The organism is Streptosporangium amethystogenes subsp. fukuiense (assembly GCF_042665875.1).
Taxonomy (GTDB): Bacteria; Actinomycetota; Actinomycetes; order Streptosporangiales; family Streptosporangiaceae; genus Streptosporangium; species Streptosporangium fukuiense.
The window spans coordinates 7,717,515-7,733,384 of record NZ_JBHTEE010000001.1; the positions used below are offsets into that span (position 1 = coordinate 7,717,515).

Genomic DNA, 15,870 nt, shown 5'->3' on the forward strand with positions numbered 1-15,870 from the left:
GGCGAGATCCTCAGGGAGGACCCGCGCGCCCGCTGACCGTCACAGGTGGTGCCGGTCCCCGTCTGTACGGCGGCGTGTGCGCGTCAGAAGCCCGCCCTGGTGATCCGCAGGGCGAACTCCGCGTAGGTGTTCGCGACTTCCTCAGGTTCGTACGGCATGGCGGGGTCGTACCAGTTCGCCACTCGCATACCCATCCCGCTGATCGCGGTGACCGCGAGGAAGGCGTCGGGCACGTCGAAGACGCCCTCGGCGATGCCCTCGTCGAGGGTGTCGATGAGCAGCTGTCGGCCACTGGCACGGAGGACGAGCGCGGGACCGGCCAGCTCGGCGGAGAGGGCGTGCAGCTCGTTGTTGGCGACGACGGCGAGCATGGGGAACTCCGCGTGGACCAGCACATGCGCACGGACCACCCGGCGCAGGCGCGACTCGGGGTCCGCCGGTCCCGCGGAAGCCGCATCGACCAGCCGCCGGTGGTGCTCCTCGTGACCGATGCGGACCAGCTCGGCCAGCACGTTCTCCTTGGCCGGGTAGTGGGAGTAGAGGGTCGCCGAGCGGATCTCGCAGGCGTCCGCGAGGCCGCGGATGGAGGTGCCGTGAAAGCCCCGCTCGGCGAACAGCAGCAGCGCCTCGCGCAGGATCCGGCCGGAGGTGCCCTCCAGCAGGACATGCTCCGGGAGCCGAACGTCGGAGGCGGCGATCCGGCGCTGGGTCGCGAGTGCTGCCGGTCGATCGTTGGTCACGACCTCATTCTGCCGTGATATCGCTCTGGTTGGTCTCCTTCAGCGCCAGCGCGCAGGCGAGGGAGACCAGCAGCGAGGCGCAGACGTAGGCCGCGACCGCCCAGATGCCGGAGGCGGTGAGCAGGGCGGTGGCGATCAGCGGAGCGAAGCCGCCGCCGAGGACGGCGCCGATCTGCCCGGCGACCGAGGCGCCGCTGAAGCGCACGGGGGTGGGGAACTGTTCGGCGATGAAGGTGATCAGCGGCGAGTACATGATGGTCATCAGGCCGAAGGCCAGCGCGTAGGCCAGGTAGATCAGGGTGGTGCCGCCGGTGGCCAGCATGGCGAAGAAGGCGAAGCTGAACAGGGCGCTCAGGGCGGAGCCGGTCACGATCATCGGGCGACGGCCGAAGCGGTCGGACAGGCGGCCGCAGAGCGGGCCGAGGATGATCACCATGACCGAGCCGACGGCCACCGCGACCAGCGGCACCTGGGCGGGGAGTCTGAGCTGCGTGGTCAGGTAGGAGCCGGCGAAGACGAGCAGCACGTAGAAGACGACGTAGAAGCCGAAGCCGGTGCCCACGCCGAGCAGAACCGTGCGGACGTGGCGGCGGAAGACCTCCAGGACGGGCGCGGTGTGGCGGATCCGGGACTCGGCGAAGACCGGGCTCTCCGGGGCGGAGGCGCGGATCGCCAGGCCGACGAGCACGAGCACGGCTGAGAGCAGGAAGGGGATGCGCCAGCCGTACGAGAGGAAGTCGGCCTTGTCCATGCCGGCGACGGCCATGATCGCGATCGTCGCCAGGAGCAGGCCGGCGGGTCCGGCGGTGGGGACGAAGCTGCCGACGTAGCCGCGGCGGTGCCGGGGTGCGAACTCGGTGGTCATGAGCACCGCGCCGGTGACCTCACCGCCATAGGAGAAGCCCTGAACGATCCGGAGCGCGATGAGGAGCACCGGCGCCCAGATGCCGATCGTGGCGTAGGTGGGCAGCAGGCCCATCGCGGTGGTCGCCAGGCCCGCGACCAGCAGGGTCATGACGAGCATGGACTTGCGGCCGATGCGGTCGCCGTAGTGGCCGGCGACGATCGCGCCGACGGGGCGGGCGATGAAACCGATCGCGAAGCCGGCGAAGGCGACGAGGGTGCCGACGGTCGGGTCGGAGCTGGGGAAGAAGAGCGTGTTGAAGACCAGGGCGGTCATGAAGCCGTAGAGCAGGAAGTCGTACTGCTCGATGACGGTGCCCACGAAACTGCCGATGGTCACTCGCAGGAGGGCGGGTCTGGGTCGGCTGTCGACGGTCATGGGGGGTCCTTTCCTACCGATCGATCGGTAGGCCGAGAATAGACGACCGATCGATCGGTAGGAAGACCTTCCTTATCGCGGCACGAGCGCGTTGCGGCGCACGTCCGACCACGTGCCGCGGTCGACGCAGATGCCGCAGTCCGGGCCGTAGAACAGGGCGCGGGCCTGCGGGTCGTCCATGAGCTGGAAGCGCCACCAGGCGGTGGTGGGCGCGGCGAACGGGCCGGGGTCGCCCACGACGGTGAAGTGGTCGGCGCCGCGCACCTCGCCGTAGATCGCCGGGATGTGGTCCGCGTCGTTGTAGAAGGCCCTGACCAGCGCGGGCCAGACGATGGAGTCGTTCTGGCCGGCCATCAGGAAGGCGGGGCCGTGGACGTCGTCGATGTCGGCCAGCGGGCCGGGCTGGATGGGCAGGATGCTGTCGACACGGGAGTCGGCGCCGACGACGATGGCGGCCGCGCCGCCCTGGGAGTGTCCCGAGGCGCCGATGCGGGTCAGGTCGACCTTGCCGTGGAAGATGCTCGACGGGTCGGCGTCGAGCCGGGTGAGGGCGTCGATCCCGGCGCGCATGGAGATGCCGAGGTTCGACATCGGGGTGTTGGCGGCCGAGACGATGAAGCCGTGGCTGGCCCACTGCAGGAGCAGGTCGCGATAGACGAGCGGGGCGCCGCCCGTGCCGTTGCCCCAGACGATCACCGGGTGCCGGCGGTCGCTCCCGGCGATGTCGCGGGGAAAGTAGAGGGTGTTGACCGCGCCGACCTCCACGGCGGTGGCGTAGGGGCCGGGTGCGCCCCAGTCCGCGGTCGCGGCACGGGCGGGAGCCGTGCCCAGGGCGAGCACGAGGATCAGGGGGATGAGCAGGCGTCGGAACACGGTGGCCTCCTGGCTGGGGGGTTTGATCGCATCCTGGCCATGCCGGGGGCCGCCGTCTTTCCGCACTTGGGGCAAGGATTGACGTACCGGTTTGGGCAATGTGACGATCCCGGCATGGCCGACCTGCACAGCCGGATGGCGCCGAAGGTGCGGGGACTCACCTCCGCGGTGGTCGCCCGGTGCGCCGCCGAGATCCCGTTCTACCGGGAGTCGCCGCCCGAGATCCTCAGCGGCGAGGTGGCCCGTTCGGTCTCGGCCGTCCTGGCGATCCTGCTGCGCACGCTCCGCGGGCCCGACGCGGTGGGCCCGGCCGATCTCACCCGCATCATCGAGTGGTCGGCGCGCCGGGCCGAGGAGCGGCTACCACTGGAGGCGGCGGTGACCGCCTACCTCATCGGCGCCGAGGTCTGGTGGCAGGCGCTGACCGAGGTGGCCGAGGCCGACGAACTGGCCGCGGCCGGTGAGGGGCTGCTCGGCTGGCTGCGTACGGCGATGCCCGCCGTCGCCCTGGCCCACCAGCAGGCGCAGGAGGACATCAGGAGCGAGAGCAAGCGGGTACGGCGGGCGCTCATCGGCGCGCTGCTGGGCGGCCAGCCGTACGAGAGCCTGGCCGAGGCGGCGGGCGTGGAGGTGGGCCAGGCGCACGAGGTGGTGCTCTTCGACTTCGGGCAGCCCGCGCCGCCGGTCCGGCTCGTGCAGTCGGCGCTGGACGCGCACACCGGGACGCTGGTGCTGATGGACCACGTCGACGGGGTCGCGCTGCTGCCCGGCGGATGCGCGCTGGAGCCGCTCGTACGCAGGCTGGCCGAGGTCGTGGGTCGGCCGGTGCTCGCCGCCGCGGCCCTGGCGGGGGAGCCCGCGAACATCCCGGACGCGGCGCAGGAGGTCCGCGAGGTGCTGGAGCTGGTGCGCAGGATCAACAGGCCGCCTGGCCTCTATCGCTTCGACGACGTCCTGCTGGAGCACCAGCTCGCGCGACCAGGCGCAGGACTGGTACGGCTGGCCGCCAAGCTGGCGCCGCTCGACGGCCATCCCCATCTGCTGGAGACGCTGCGCGCGTTCGTCAACCGGGGACACAACCGCCGCCGGACCGCGCTCGACCTGCACATCCACCGCAACACGCTGGACTACCGGCTGCGGCGAGTGAGCATGCTGACCGGACTGGACCTGGCGGTGCCCGCGCAGGCGCGCCTCCTGGAAGCGGCGGTCACCGCCCGCGATCTAGCCAGACCCTGAGCTCCTCGTCCCTGGGGGCGTGCACGACGCCGGAGTCCGGTGAGTCGAAGATCATGACGGGCCGGGAGGAGTCCCACCGCTGCCAGCCCGGATCCCCGGTCGCGGCGAAGGCGACCCAGGCCCGGTGCATGGCGTCGGCCAGCTCCTGCGGAGCGCCGTCGCCGGCCAGCTCGCGGCCGTGCCGGAGATTGTCGAAGACGAAGCCGATCTCCAGGCCGTGGCACGAGCCCAGGTCCATGACCGGGGAGCGCCAGGCGAACTCGTAGACGTAGGCCCGCTCCACGGCATCGGCCAGGCGGTTGAGCGGGCCGCGCAGGAGCAGGTCGGTGGCCATCTCGCCGAGGATCTCGCCGGGCTTGGCGCCGGGGCGGCCGGAGCGGTAGAGCCGGGCGACCCGGCTCGGGATGCGGAACTTCAGCAGGGCCAGGCGCAGTGTCAGCCGGTTGATTCGATCCACGGCGCCGGTGGGGACGAACCAGAGGCGGTACTCCTCCCGGTTGGCACCGATCAGGAGGTCGACCTCGACCGGACCGGAGCCTGGCTCCGCCACGATGTGGAAGCCGGGCCCGCCGGTGATCGGATCGGCCTTGCCCACCACCTCGACCTGGGCGTCGAGCAGCCGCTCCCGGTCGACGGCGGCGAACGCCTCGGCCGTGGGCGGCACGCCCAGCTTGGCCGCCATCAGTTTCACGGTCTTCCCGGCCTCCTCGCGCGTGACCGTGTGCGGGGGACCGCTCTGCATGATCGCCCGGTGGAACAGGCCCTTCGCCCGCGGGCTGGTGAGCAGCGCGCCGATGCTGATCGCCCCCGCGGACTCGCCGAAGACGGTGACGTTGCCGGGGTCGCCGCCGAAGGCCGCCACGTTGTCGCGCACCCACTCCAGCGCGGCGAGCTGGTCGAGCAGACCGCGGTTGTCGGGCGCGTCGGGGAAGACGCCGAAGCCCTCCACGCCGAGCCGGTAGTTGATCGAGACCAGCACGACGCCGTCCCGGGCGAAGGCGTGCCCGTCGTACAACGCCGGGCTCGACGAGCCGTTGCGCAGGGAGCCGCCGTGGATCCAGACCATCACCGGGCGGGCGCCGTCGTCCACGCCCGGGGTCCAGACGTTCAGGTTGAGGCACCCGTCGCCGGGGATCCGCTCCTCGGGGATGAGCCGGTCCAGCGGTGGCCGGTAGGGACGTTTGGGGGCGGTCGGCCCGAACTTCAGCGCGTCACGGACCCCTTCCCAGGGCTGAACGGGCGCGGGGGTACGGAAGCGCTCGGCTCCGAAGGGAGCCGCCGCGTAGGGAATGCCACGGAAGACCGCGATCCCGTCCTGGAGCAGGCCACGCACCTTGCCGTGCCGGGTGGCCGCGATGATGTCCATGCCTCGAATCCTACCGATCGATCGGTAGCAAACAAGGTGTCAACGTGCGGCGCCAGCCGTGCTCGGTGCCGGGCGGCAGGTCGCCGTCCCGACGCCTCGTCGCGCTCGGCGCGAGACAGCGAGGGAAGAACGCGACGACGACCAGGGCTCGGTCCTGCCGCTGATCAAGACGGGCAGGGGCCGCCCCCCGTTCCGGGTCTCCAGCAAAGCCGGGGCGGTTCACTGACCCGCGGAATCATAGGTCCTGCCAGGGGCGGTGCGGTTCCCCGCCGCTCCCGGTGATTCACCATGATCGCCCGCTGCGTCCGGCACGGATCTGGCACGACGATCATGGGGTCGACCGGTACAGACGCACCTGAGATTCGGCCTCTCGGTCTCGTGCCCAGTGGCCCCGGCCCCTTGGCCTGTGCACCCTCCGCGCCCTCCGAGACGGTCCCGGACCTTCGATCGCCGTCAACCGGTTCGGTGATCGGCCACAGCGCGATCGCGACCTGTAGGGGGGCCGACCCATGGCTAGGTCCAGATCGGGCCCTGGTCGGTCCAGATGACGCCCTTGTTGCGGCACAGGCAGAAGGGGTGGCCGATCGGGTCGGTGTAGATCCGCCAGCCGTAGCCTTCGGGACCGATGAAGTCCTGCTGCAGCGTCGCGCCGAGGTCGAGGACGCGGCGCTGCTCGGACTCGATCTCGTCGACTTCGAAGTCGAGGTGGAACTGCTTGGGGTGCTCGCTGTCGGGCCACCGCGGAGCGCGGTAGTCGTCCACCCGGATGAAGGCCAGCTCGACCTCGCCGAACTTGATGCCGGCCCAGTTCTCGTGGCTGCCTTCCTTGATCGGGCGGCCCGTCACCTCGGAGTAGAAGGCCGCCAACTTCATCGTGTCCGGGCAGTCGATGATGAAATCGGTGAGTCGCAGCATCCCGCGATCCTGTCACAAGATCTTTGATACCGGCCTTGGCCACGATGGCGGGAACCGGGCATCCCAGCGAACCGGGTCCGGCGGTCTTGCCTTCTCTACAGGTCAGCGGCATGATCGCGCGTCGGATCCGGTAGGTCCCTGTTCCCTGACCCTACGGGTGCGCGTTGCGGTACTCCGGAGGGTCGTACCGTCAGCGAATTCCTCGGGCAAGAAGGGCCCTGGCGGCCCGGGACGCCTTCGCGGGGGATCCGGCGTCGAACGGTGGCTGTGGGTCGTACTCGATCGCAAGTTGGATCGCCTCGGCAGTGGTCTGATCGGTGATGCGCGCTGCCAGCGCGAGCGCCATGTCGATGCCGGAAGAGACTCCGGCGGCGGTCACGATCTTTCCCTGAAATATCACGCGCTCGGCCGTGTAGGTGGCCCCGAACGACTCCAGCACATCGATCGCCGCCCAATGGGTAGTCGCCGAGAGTCCTGTCAGCAGTCCGGCGGCTCCCAGCAGCAACGACCCCGTACACACGGAAGTCGTCCAAATGCTCCCCTGGTGCATCCGCCGGAGCCAATCGAGAAGTTCGCCATCCCGCAGTAATTCCCGCGCTCCTGGACCCCCGGGAACCACTAACACGTCACAGGAGTCAATATCGGTAAACGTCGCATCGGCGGTGATGGCAAGCCATCTGGGAACGTCCCGCACCGGTCCGGGCTCGGTGGCCGCGAACACGATCTCGACGCCCGGCAAGAACTTGAGCACCTCATACGGACCAACCGCGTCAAGGGCGGTGAACCGGTCGAACAGCGGTATGACGATACGCACAGCGACTCCCTTACCGAACTACGTGGAACGGCGACCAGGCCATTAGGAAGAATCCGCAGTTCAAGCGGGTAATGCGGAGTAGGGCACCTGGGACTCGAACCCAGAACCTACGGATTAAAAATGGACGGCTCTTATTGCCATTCACAACGCTCTGAACTGGCGTTTCGGGTGCCGTCTCCCACCTGCATGGGGAGGAAAACCGTGCATGGTCCGGAACTTGATGACGCTTTCGAAGAGGGGGCTGGGAGACTGTGTGACATGAGCAAGATCGAGCGGCCGCTCGTACGTGAGTTGTTCCCCGATCTCGTCGCGGATCTCATCGCGTGTTTGAGAGAAGAAGGGGAGGAAGACCTTGCCGTCTCCACCTGGGACATTCGGTTCCACGAGGAGTGCGGATGCGGTGATGACTTCTGCCAGAGCTTCTATACGGCCGAGCGGCCGGACGGAGCGTACGGTCCCGGGCACAGATGCGTGCCGCTGCTTCCGCCGAGAGGTGATCTGATCCTTGACGTCGTTGAGGAACGGATCATGTACGTGGAAGTCCTGCACTATCCGAAGCTGCCACGTCCGGTGGGTTGAAGCCATCAGCTTGGGGATCATCTACTGACTCTGGTGCTCTGAGGTGGGAAAACGGGGGTACAGGTCAGGACAGGTCGAGTTCCGGTGAGTCTGCCAGTGGGATGCGATATCCAGATGGTGGTGGTCTGGCCCCGGAGGCGCGCGCCAAGCGGGAACGGGTCCGCTTGCAGGCCCATCCGGCCTGCTTGATGCCTTCGTGGCTCACACATATTCCGCGCGCCCCCCACCTGATCTATGGTGATCGTCGTCAATTGGAGGTCACCCGTGAACAGGCTCGGCCGACGAGGCTTCGCGTTCGTATCTCTCATGATGGGCGCGGTTGTTTCGCAGCCGATCAACACCGCCGCGGCCTATCGAGAGTCCTCTACAGTACATGTCGAGGTATCAACGAGAATCGTGAAGCCGCCTGCCCCGACTCTCCCGAAAAAGCTGTCGGAGCCGATCCGGTATGCCTACTCGCCCTGTGGTGACTTCGGGAAGACATGTGGCGTGTGGCATGTGGTTACCACCTCCGGGAAGCAGTGGGCAGTCCGTGACGCGCTACCGGACGAAGACCTAGGCAAGATCGCTGTGTCACCGGATGGCGTCCGGCTCGCTTACGTGCTCGCCAAGAGTGAACGCCTCGTGATCCGCGACCTTGAGCGAGGGACGGTCCGTATCGTCCCAACCCCGAAGAGTTGGGACGGGTGGGAGATGTCTTTCGGGTTCTCCCGCAACAGTCGGTGGTTGGCAGTCGACTCGATAGGCGGCCACCCCAAGTCGCGTGCCATCCGATATGACGTGAAAACCGCCAAGGTTCTCACTCTCCCACGGGCATGTTGTGTCATCGGCGTCTCTGATGTAGGCACGACCTTCGTGGCCGCTCACAAGGACTCCGCCAAGACAACGGAGGCGAGCGCTGTGCGTCCGGGGAGAACGTCAAAGGTCCGTTTTCCGATTCTCCCCTACCTGATGCTGTCGAAGACTCACGTCTCTCCCGATGGCCACCTGCTTGCATTCGATGGCGAGAAGTATGGCGTGCCATCCCGCACCGTTGGCACCTTGGATGCGAAGACCGGCCAGATCGTTAGCCGTGTCACCCCCGATATCGACGGTCTACGGGAGATCGAAAGCTTTGTCTACTGGTACGACACCAGCAGAGTGCTCATTCATATCGAGACAAAGGGGTATGAATCCCAGCTCTACCTGGTCGATGTCCATACCGGCCGTGCGGAGCGAGTTTTGTTGCCCGAGGAGGCGTTCGATCTCCACTCCGTGATCGTGAGCTCACACGTCGAGGTCGCCGAGTGAGGCTCCGGCGACGAGAGCGAAACAAGGTCGGTCAAGCTTGGCATCAGTACCGCTTCGGTCACTCCCGTGCCGGATCGGACACGGGATGGAGTTCCGGCTTATCGCCTGGTTGGCTGCAGTCTCATTCAATCGGGTGAGAGTGTGAACCGCGCCGGGGTACATCATCGACGGCCAACACGAGGTGGCCAACAAGCGGATCTTGGAAGTGCTCACGACGTGACAATCTCAACAACAGGACACGAAGGACTCCGGGTAGCCCTCGGGGTCCTTCGTCGTGTCGGCTACCGCGGCCCCGGAACCGCTCCGCGAGCTTCCGAAACCTCTGAGCTGACCTGGGGAAACGTCGTCGATCCCATTCCGCGTATATTCCGGGACCGGTGGCAGACGGCTGCGTCCGGCTGCATGGGCGGAGAAAGATCGTCAGGAACGTAGGCCCAGGTCAGAGCCTACGTTCCTGCTCGCGGGTGGTAGGGCGCCTGGGACTCGAACCCAGAACCTACGGATTAAAAGTCCGCAGCTCTAACCATTGAGCTAACGCCCCGCAGGTGACAGCGTACCGAGGATAGTGTCCACTAACGTCCGTCGCCAGGCCTATTCGCGGTCACCTGTTTGCCGAACGGCAGGTGGAGGACGGGAACGGCTCCTAGAGTGGCGGGCATGACGAGCTCGGGGCTTGAGCCCGCCCGCAGCGCACATGTCTCCACGCGGCAAGGGTATGTCGTGGTCGACGTGGAGACCACCGGTTTCTCGCCCTCCAGGGGCGACCGGATCTGCGAGATAGCGCTCGTCTCGCTGAACGCCCAGGGCGAGACCGTCGACGAGTGGCACTCGCTGGTCGATCCGGGGCGCGGCACCGGGGCCGTGCACGTCCACGGCATCACCGGCGCGATGGTCGCGGGCGCGCCGATGATCGAGGAGTTGCTGGACGAGGTCTGGCAGCGGATCGCCGGCCGGGTCCTGGTGGCCCACAACGCCTCCTTCGACCTGCGCTTCCTGCGGCACCTGCCCGGCAGCGAGTGGGTGACCGAGACGCTGTGCACGCAGCGGCTGGCACCGGGCTTCATCCCCGACGGCCGGTGGACGCTCGCCGCCTGCTGCGAGCGCGCGGGCATCCCGCTTCTCGGGGCCCATGCCGCGCTGGCCGACGCCCGCGCCACCGCCGAGCTGTTCCGTTTCTACCTGCGTACCGGGGTCTCCTGGGCGGAGAAGCTGGAGCGGGCCGCCCAGGCCCCCGAGTGGCGCCCCTGCGGCCTGCCCCAGCGCCACCCCCGCCGGAGGTAGCCCGAACGGCGCCGGACCCGGGCCCCTCGGGCGTACGCGACACGGAAGCGTCAGCGGTAGGCGGGGATGCCGGTCAGCGCCTCGCCGAGCACGAGCGTGTGGATCTCCTGGGTGCCCTCGTAGGTCAGCACGCTCTCCAGGTTGTTCATGTGCCGGATCACCGGATACTCCAGCGTGATGCCGTTGCCGCCCAGGATGGAGCGTGCCTGGCGGGCGATGTCCAGGGCGGCGCGGACGTTGGCGAGTTTGCCGAAGCTGACCTGGCGGGGAGTGAGGGTCCCCGCGTCCTTGAGGCGGCCCAGATGGAGCGCGGTGAGCTGTGACTGCCCCAGTCCGACATAGGACCAGGCGAGCTTCTCCTGGGTCAACTGGAAGCCGCCGATGGGCCTGCCGAACTGGATACGGGAGGTGGAGTAGTCGACCGCGGACTCCAGGCAGGCGCGGGCCGCCCCCACCACGCCCCACAGGATGCCGAAGCGCGCCTCGGACAGGCAGGACAGCGGGCCCTTCAGGCCGCGCACCCCGGGAAGTACCGCGGAGGCGGGCAGGCGGACGTCGTCGAAGTAGAGCGACGAGGTCACCGAGGCCCGCAGGGACATCTTCTTGTGGATCTCCGGGGCGGTGAAGCCGGGGGTGTCGGTGGGCACCACGAAGCCGCGGACGCCGTCCTCGGTCTGCGCCCAGACCACCGCGACGTCGGCGATCGAGCCGTTGGTGATCCACATCTTGGCGCCGTTGAGTATCCAGTCGCCCGAGGGGTCCAGCTTGGCGTGGGTGCGCATGCCGGCCGGATCGGAGCCGTGGTCGGGCTCGGTCAGGCCGAAGCAGCCGATCGCGTCGCCCGCGGCCATCCGGGGCAGCCACTCGTCCTTCTGCTCGGCGGAGCCGTACTTCCAGATCGGAAACATCGCGAGCGAGCCCTGCACGGAGACGAACGACCGCAGCCCGGAGTCTCCCGCCTCCAGTTCGCGACAGGCCACCCCGTACGAGACGGCGTCGAGGCCCGCGCAGCCGTACCCTTCCAGGTGCATGCCCAGCACGCCGAGCGAGCCGAGCGCCGGGGCGAGCTCGCGGGCGGGGAAGACGGCCTCCTCGAACCAGTCGCCGATATGAGGGAGCACCCGGTCCGCGACGAAGTCCCGCACGGTGTCGCGGATGAGCCGCTGCTCCTCGGAGAGCGTGTCGTCGATACGCAGGAGGTCGTCCATGGCTTTTCCTCTCTGTTCGGCCCTGTCAGGGTATTGCCGGGACGAACAGGGTGGATGTCAGGGTTGCGCCAGGGGAAGTCCCGATGTGATGAGGACCCGCTACGGGGCAGTCTTAATACATGAACGAAAACGACTTTTCCGGCGTCAAGCAGCTCCGCAGGACCAGGGACGGGCGCATCGTCGCCGGGGTGGCCTCCGGCCTCGGACGCTACGCCGGAGTGGACCCCAACATCATCCGCGCGGCCCTCGCCATCGCCACCTTCTTCGGTGGTCTCGGGGTGGCGATCTACGCGATCGGCTGGGTGCTCCTGCCCGAGGAGAACAAGGACAGGTCGGTCCTCCAGGACCTGATCGATAAGAACAAGGACAACCCGATCTGGGTGGACGCCAAGACCAAGGCCGAGCAGGGCTGGGCCAAGGCCACCAGCCAGCACCGCGCTCCGCACCAGCAGGCCCCCGAGTATCCCCCCTACCAGGCTCCCCAGCCCCCTTCGGCCCCGTACGGCACGGTGCCGCCGCGTAGCGACGACCCCCGCCCCCAGGGGTGAGTCAGGAGTTCGCCTCGGCGCGAACCCTCTCGATGATCTCTTTGCGGGATCCCCTCCAGAGCACGGCCAGCGCGACCGCCACGGCGAGTCCGGTCGCGCCGGCCAGTGCCACCACCATCTCGGGGCCGAGATGGTCGGCCGCGGCCCCGCCCACCAGGATCCCGACGCCCTGGGAGGCCAGCAGGCCCGACTGGACCAGCCCGAATGCCTGCCCCCGCCGCTCGGCGGGGACGCACTGCACGAACGCGGCGTTGGCCGCGAGCTGGTAGGCCCCGCCCAGTCCCGAGGCGAACCAGAGCAGCAGCACCACGGGCAGCGGCGGCCGTGCCGCGCACAGGATCAGCGGCGCGCAGGTCAGCATCGCCATCCAGCCCATCGACCGCAGCCGGTTCGACGGACTGACGTAGCGGCTGAACAGGAACGCGCCGACGACGGTACCGGTGGGCATGGCACCCATCAGCAGACCGGTGACCAGGGAGAGCTGCTGGGGATTTCTGGTCAGCTCACCGGCGTACGGGGCCGCGATCCCCTCGGGGAGCACGTAGAAGCCGCAGAGCCAGGCGAAGAGCACCAGCGTCCGTAACCGGGGGTCGCCGAAGACCAGCCTGGCGCCGGCGCGGGTCATCGTCCACATCGAGGGCCGGTTCTCGTCGGCGGAGATGGGGGCGGGACGCCGCCGTACACCCGAGACGATGATGAGCGCGGAGGCCAGGTAGGTCGCCGCGTCCAGGGCAAGCGCGCGATACGGCCCCATTCCCATGATCAGGAAGCCGCCGGCGGCGAAGCCGAGCATCTGCGCGCCCTGGTTGGTCATGTTCTGCAGGGCGGAGCCCGCGACGTAGCGGTCGCCCGTGAGCAGCTCCGGCAGGAGCGCCGCCCGCGCCGCCGAGAACGGCGCGCTGAGCAGCACCACGCAGAAGACCAGCACGCACAGCATGGCGAACGAGGTGCCGGGGATCGCCATGAGCGCGACCAGGAGGGCCCTGAGCACGTCACAGACGAGCATGATGCGCCGTCGGGCGTGGCGGTCGGCGAGTCCCGCGAGGAGCGGCCCGCCGATGATCGGTGGCAGGTAGGTCAGGGCGTAGACCGACGCCGTGGCCAGGGGCGAGTCCGTCCGCTCGAAGACCAGGACGGACAGCGCCACCCGGGAGAGCTGGTCGCCGAGCAGGGAGAGCCCCTGGCCGATCCAGAGCGCGCGGAACTCGCCGATGGCGATGACCTCGCCGTAGGTCGCTTGGCGTTCCGCCGGACGGCGGTGCCGCCCGGGTGGTCGGCCGGACTTGGTCGCCGCCATAGGACTCCGCTGAGCTCGCAGGCACACTGACTGTGGGTGTTCACTGTGTAACCTACGGTGCCTGCTGTGAGGCCGACGCGCAACCGAAAGCAATCAAGCGCATGCAAACCGTAATGATAAGCTGTGATATTTCAGGAACGGCGGTTTTGATGTGTTGTGCAGGGCTAGTTACCAGCCCAGCTCGTGCAGCCGGTCATCGTCGATGCCGAAATGGTGGGCGATTTCGTGCACGACCGTTATCTGCACTTCCTCGATGACCTGCTCCTCGGTCTCGCAGATCGAGCAGATCGGCCTGCGGTAGATCTCGATCCGGTCGGGTAACACTCCTGCGTACCAGCCGCCACGTTCGGTGAGGGGAATGCCGGTGTAAAGACCTAGAAGATCTGGCTCGGGTGGGTCGTCGACGACGACGAGCACCACGTTGTCCATCATTTTCGTCAGCGCGGGGGGGATGGTGTCCAGAGCCTCGGCCACGAGCTCCTCGAACTTCTCCCGCGAGATCTCGATCACACCTGTCATTCTGCCCCGGCGCTCCCGGGGCGAGGTGGAGGCCCATGAAATTCGCTGATTGGACCCAGAGGACCCGCCGGCTCGCCACCGGTCGCGCGGGCAGGCGGATCGCCCGCGGTACGGCCGTCACGGCCGTCGCACTGGCGGGTGCGTGGCTCGGCATCATGCTCGGCGGGGCCGTACGGTCCAATGTCGGTCCGGTGGAGCTCGGCATGTCCGCCGAGCCCTCGTGGACCGGGGAGACCGTGCTGGACGCTCACCCTTTCGGCACACTTCTGTTCGACACGCACAACGCCCCGGTCGGCCTCCGGGTGACCCTGGAGAACATCAATCCCGACCGGGCGCGCGGGTTCCTGGACGACCCGAGGTTCTCCGCGGACCGGCTCCCGGCGCTCCTGGAGGAGGAACTGGGCAACGGGGTCAGAACGCTGATCATGCGCGCCGCCTTCTGCGGCCTGGCGGGGGCCCTGGTCACCTCTCTGATCGTCTTCCGCCGCCCAGGACCCGCCCTCGCGGGCACGCTCGCCGTCGCCGTCGCGATCGCCGGCACGGGCGCCGCCGTCGCCCTGACCTTCCGGCCGGACTCCGTGGTGGAGCCCAAGTACACCGGCCTGCTGGCCAACGCACCGACACTGGTCGGCGACGCCGAGTCGATCGTGACCAGGTTCGAGTCCTACCGGGTCCAGCTCGCCAAGCTCGTCAACAACGTCTCCCAGCTCTACGACGTCGTCTCCGCGCTGCCGGTCTACGACGCCGACCCCACCTCGATCCGGATACTGCACGTCTCCGACATCCATCTCAGCCCCATCGCCTGGAACCTCATCCGCTCGATCACCACCCAGTTCAAGATCGACGCGATCATCGACACCGGCGACCTGACCGACCACGGCACCGGCCCCGAGGACAAGTTCGTCGAGGAGATCGGCACCTTCGGCGTCCCGTACGTCTTCGTCAGGGGCAACCACGACTCCATGACCACCCAGCGGGCCGTACGCAGGCAGAAGGGCGCGGTCGTCCTCGACGACTCGGCCAAGACCGTGGCGGGGCTGCGCATCTACGGCCTGGGCGACCCCAGGTTCACCCCCGACAAGTCCGTCTCCGTCGACTCCAACCTCGAATCCCTCGACGCGCTGGGCCGCTCCCACGCCGCCAGGCTGGCCCGGCTCCCCAAGCAGGTCGACCTGATCGCCGTCCACGACCCGACGATCGCCAAGGGATTCTCCGGCGCGGCCCCGATGATCCTCACCGGCCACTCGCACGAGCGATCCACCGAACTGCTGCCCTCCGGCAGCCGCCTCCTGGTCCAGGGATCCACCGGCGGCGCCGGGCTGCGAGCCCTCGAACACGACGAGCCCACCCCCGTCGCGGCCTCGGTCCTGTACTTCGACGCCGACACGCACCGCCTGCGGGCCTGGGACGACATCACCCTGGGAGGGCTCGGTGAGCAGTCGGTTCAGATCCAGCGTCACGTTGAGACCGAGCCTGGCCGTACAATTTCTCCTGTGCCGACGATCGCCCCGTCTCCAACGGGGTCCATCACCGTCACACCGACGCCGTAGGCCGGAAAGCCGCTTTGGCAACGGGGCAAAAGTCCCCTATGCTTCAGAGGTCTCCAGCGGAGCACGGCGAAGGAACGGGACGCGAGTCCCGAGCCCCCATCGTCTAGTGGCCTAGGACACCGCCCTTTCAAGGCGGCGACACGGGTTCGAATCCCGTTGGGGGCACCGGCAGAGCCAAGGCTCGCCAGGGAAACGGAAGGTCGAAGACCTCCGAAGAACTGGTAGGCTGGCAAAGCCAGAAAGGCCGGGGACAAAAGCCCCAGCCAAGCAAGGTCCTGTAGAGCAGTTTGGAGTGCTCGCCACCCTGTCAAGGTGGAGGTCGCGGGTTCAAGTCCCGTCAGGACCGCTCAGGTAGGTGTTCGATCCACCACC

Annotated in this window: 15 protein-coding genes and 3 tRNA genes; 8 read left to right on the forward strand and 10 right to left on the reverse strand. The window is 68.2% G+C overall.

Going from position 1 to position 15,870, the window contains the following annotated elements; translation table 11 throughout:
• Positions 1 to 83: 83 nt before the first annotated feature.
• The 3 genes from ACFQVD_RS34225 to ACFQVD_RS34235 form a co-directional block, all read right to left on the reverse strand.
• Complete coding sequence (locus tag ACFQVD_RS34225; protein WP_343963261.1) at positions 84 to 740, reverse strand: TetR/AcrR family transcriptional regulator; 657 nt, start codon at positions 738 to 740, stop codon at positions 84 to 86.
• Between the two features lie 4 nt (positions 741 to 744).
• Positions 745 to 2,022 (reverse strand): MFS transporter, encoded by a 1,278-nt coding sequence (locus ACFQVD_RS34230; RefSeq protein ID WP_343963263.1) that lies wholly within the window; start codon positions 2,020 to 2,022, stop codon positions 745 to 747.
• Between the two features lie 72 nt (positions 2,023 to 2,094).
• The gene (locus ACFQVD_RS34235) at positions 2,095 to 2,895 is read right to left on the reverse strand and encodes an alpha/beta hydrolase family protein (RefSeq protein ID WP_343963264.1); all 801 of its coding nucleotides are present in this window, start codon (positions 2,893 to 2,895) and stop codon (positions 2,095 to 2,097) included.
• Between the two features lie 114 nt (positions 2,896 to 3,009).
• Between ACFQVD_RS34235 and ACFQVD_RS34240 the strand changes: the two genes are divergently transcribed.
• Complete coding sequence (locus ACFQVD_RS34240) at positions 3,010 to 4,131, forward strand: PucR family transcriptional regulator (RefSeq protein ID WP_343963265.1); 1,122 nt, start codon at positions 3,010 to 3,012, stop codon at positions 4,129 to 4,131.
• Here the strand turns inward: ACFQVD_RS34240 and ACFQVD_RS34245 are convergent.
• The 3 genes from ACFQVD_RS34245 to ACFQVD_RS34255 all read right to left on the reverse strand — a co-directional run bounded on the left by ACFQVD_RS34245 (position 4,103) and on the right by ACFQVD_RS34255 (position 7,226).
• Positions 4,103 to 5,497 carry a carboxylesterase/lipase family protein gene (locus ACFQVD_RS34245; protein ID WP_343963266.1) on the reverse strand — a complete coding sequence of 465 codons (1,395 nt, stop codon included), beginning with the start codon at positions 5,495 to 5,497 and terminating at the stop codon, positions 4,103 to 4,105. The genes ACFQVD_RS34240 and ACFQVD_RS34245 overlap by 29 nt on opposite strands.
• A 513-nt stretch (positions 5,498 to 6,010) precedes the next feature.
• Positions 6,011 to 6,412 (reverse strand): VOC family protein, encoded by a 402-nt coding sequence (locus ACFQVD_RS34250; protein ID WP_343963267.1) that lies wholly within the window; start codon positions 6,410 to 6,412, stop codon positions 6,011 to 6,013.
• A 190-nt stretch (positions 6,413 to 6,602) separates the two neighbouring features.
• Positions 6,603 to 7,226 carry a DJ-1/PfpI family protein gene (locus tag ACFQVD_RS34255; protein WP_343963268.1) on the reverse strand — a complete coding sequence of 208 codons (624 nt, stop codon included), beginning with the start codon at positions 7,224 to 7,226 and terminating at the stop codon, positions 6,603 to 6,605.
• Between the two features lie 258 nt (positions 7,227 to 7,484).
• Between ACFQVD_RS34255 and ACFQVD_RS34260 the strand changes: the two genes are divergently transcribed.
• Both ACFQVD_RS34260 and ACFQVD_RS34265 read left to right on the forward strand, forming a co-directional pair.
• On the forward strand, positions 7,485 to 7,805 hold the full coding sequence (locus ACFQVD_RS34260) for a hypothetical protein (protein WP_343963269.1): 321 nt from the start codon (positions 7,485 to 7,487) through the stop codon (positions 7,803 to 7,805).
• A gap of 264 nt (positions 7,806 to 8,069) precedes the next feature.
• Entirely contained in the window at positions 8,070 to 9,095 is a 1,026-nt protein-coding gene (locus ACFQVD_RS34265) for a hypothetical protein (protein ID WP_343963270.1), read from the forward strand.
• Positions 9,096 to 9,560: 465 nt separating this feature from the next.
• Here the strand turns inward: ACFQVD_RS34265 and ACFQVD_RS34270 are convergent.
• Positions 9,561 to 9,636, reverse strand: a tRNA-Lys gene (locus ACFQVD_RS34270).
• Between the two features lie 116 nt (positions 9,637 to 9,752).
• Between ACFQVD_RS34270 and ACFQVD_RS34275 the strand changes: the two genes are divergently transcribed.
• Positions 9,753 to 10,376, forward strand: a complete 624-nt coding sequence (locus ACFQVD_RS34275) for a 3'-5' exonuclease (protein ID WP_343963272.1) — start codon at positions 9,753 to 9,755, stop codon at positions 10,374 to 10,376.
• Positions 10,377 to 10,426: 50 nt separating this feature from the next.
• Here ACFQVD_RS34275 and ACFQVD_RS34280 read toward each other — a convergent pair whose 3' ends face one another.
• Complete coding sequence (locus ACFQVD_RS34280; RefSeq protein WP_343963273.1) at positions 10,427 to 11,584, reverse strand: acyl-CoA dehydrogenase family protein; 1,158 nt, start codon at positions 11,582 to 11,584, stop codon at positions 10,427 to 10,429.
• Between the two features lie 119 nt (positions 11,585 to 11,703).
• Here ACFQVD_RS34280 and ACFQVD_RS34285 point away from each other — a divergent pair, with 119 nt between their 5' ends.
• Entirely contained in the window at positions 11,704 to 12,132 is a 429-nt protein-coding gene (locus ACFQVD_RS34285) for a PspC domain-containing protein (RefSeq protein WP_343963274.1), read from the forward strand.
• 1 nt (position 12,133) lies between these two features.
• Here ACFQVD_RS34285 and ACFQVD_RS34290 read toward each other — a convergent pair whose 3' ends face one another.
• Both ACFQVD_RS34290 and ACFQVD_RS34295 read right to left on the reverse strand, forming a co-directional pair.
• A complete protein-coding gene (locus ACFQVD_RS34290) occupies positions 12,134 to 13,429 on the reverse strand; it encodes an MFS transporter (protein ID WP_343963275.1) in 1,296 nt (431 codons plus the stop codon).
• Positions 13,430 to 13,597: 168 nt separating this feature from the next.
• Positions 13,598 to 13,939, reverse strand: coding sequence for a metallopeptidase family protein (locus tag ACFQVD_RS34295; protein WP_343963276.1), 342 nt, complete (start codon positions 13,937 to 13,939; stop codon positions 13,598 to 13,600).
• A gap of 44 nt (positions 13,940 to 13,983) precedes the next feature.
• Between ACFQVD_RS34295 and ACFQVD_RS34300 the strand changes: the two genes are divergently transcribed.
• The 3 genes from ACFQVD_RS34300 (at position 13,984) to ACFQVD_RS34310 (ending at position 15,844) form a co-directional block, all read left to right on the forward strand.
• Positions 13,984 to 15,498, forward strand: coding sequence for a metallophosphoesterase family protein (locus ACFQVD_RS34300; RefSeq protein ID WP_343963277.1), 1,515 nt, complete (start codon positions 13,984 to 13,986; stop codon positions 15,496 to 15,498).
• A 92-nt stretch (positions 15,499 to 15,590) separates the two neighbouring features.
• Positions 15,591 to 15,663, forward strand: a tRNA-Glu gene (locus ACFQVD_RS34305).
• Positions 15,664 to 15,769: 106 nt separating this feature from the next.
• Positions 15,770 to 15,844, forward strand: a tRNA-Asp gene (locus ACFQVD_RS34310).
• Positions 15,845 to 15,870 lie beyond the last annotated feature (26 nt).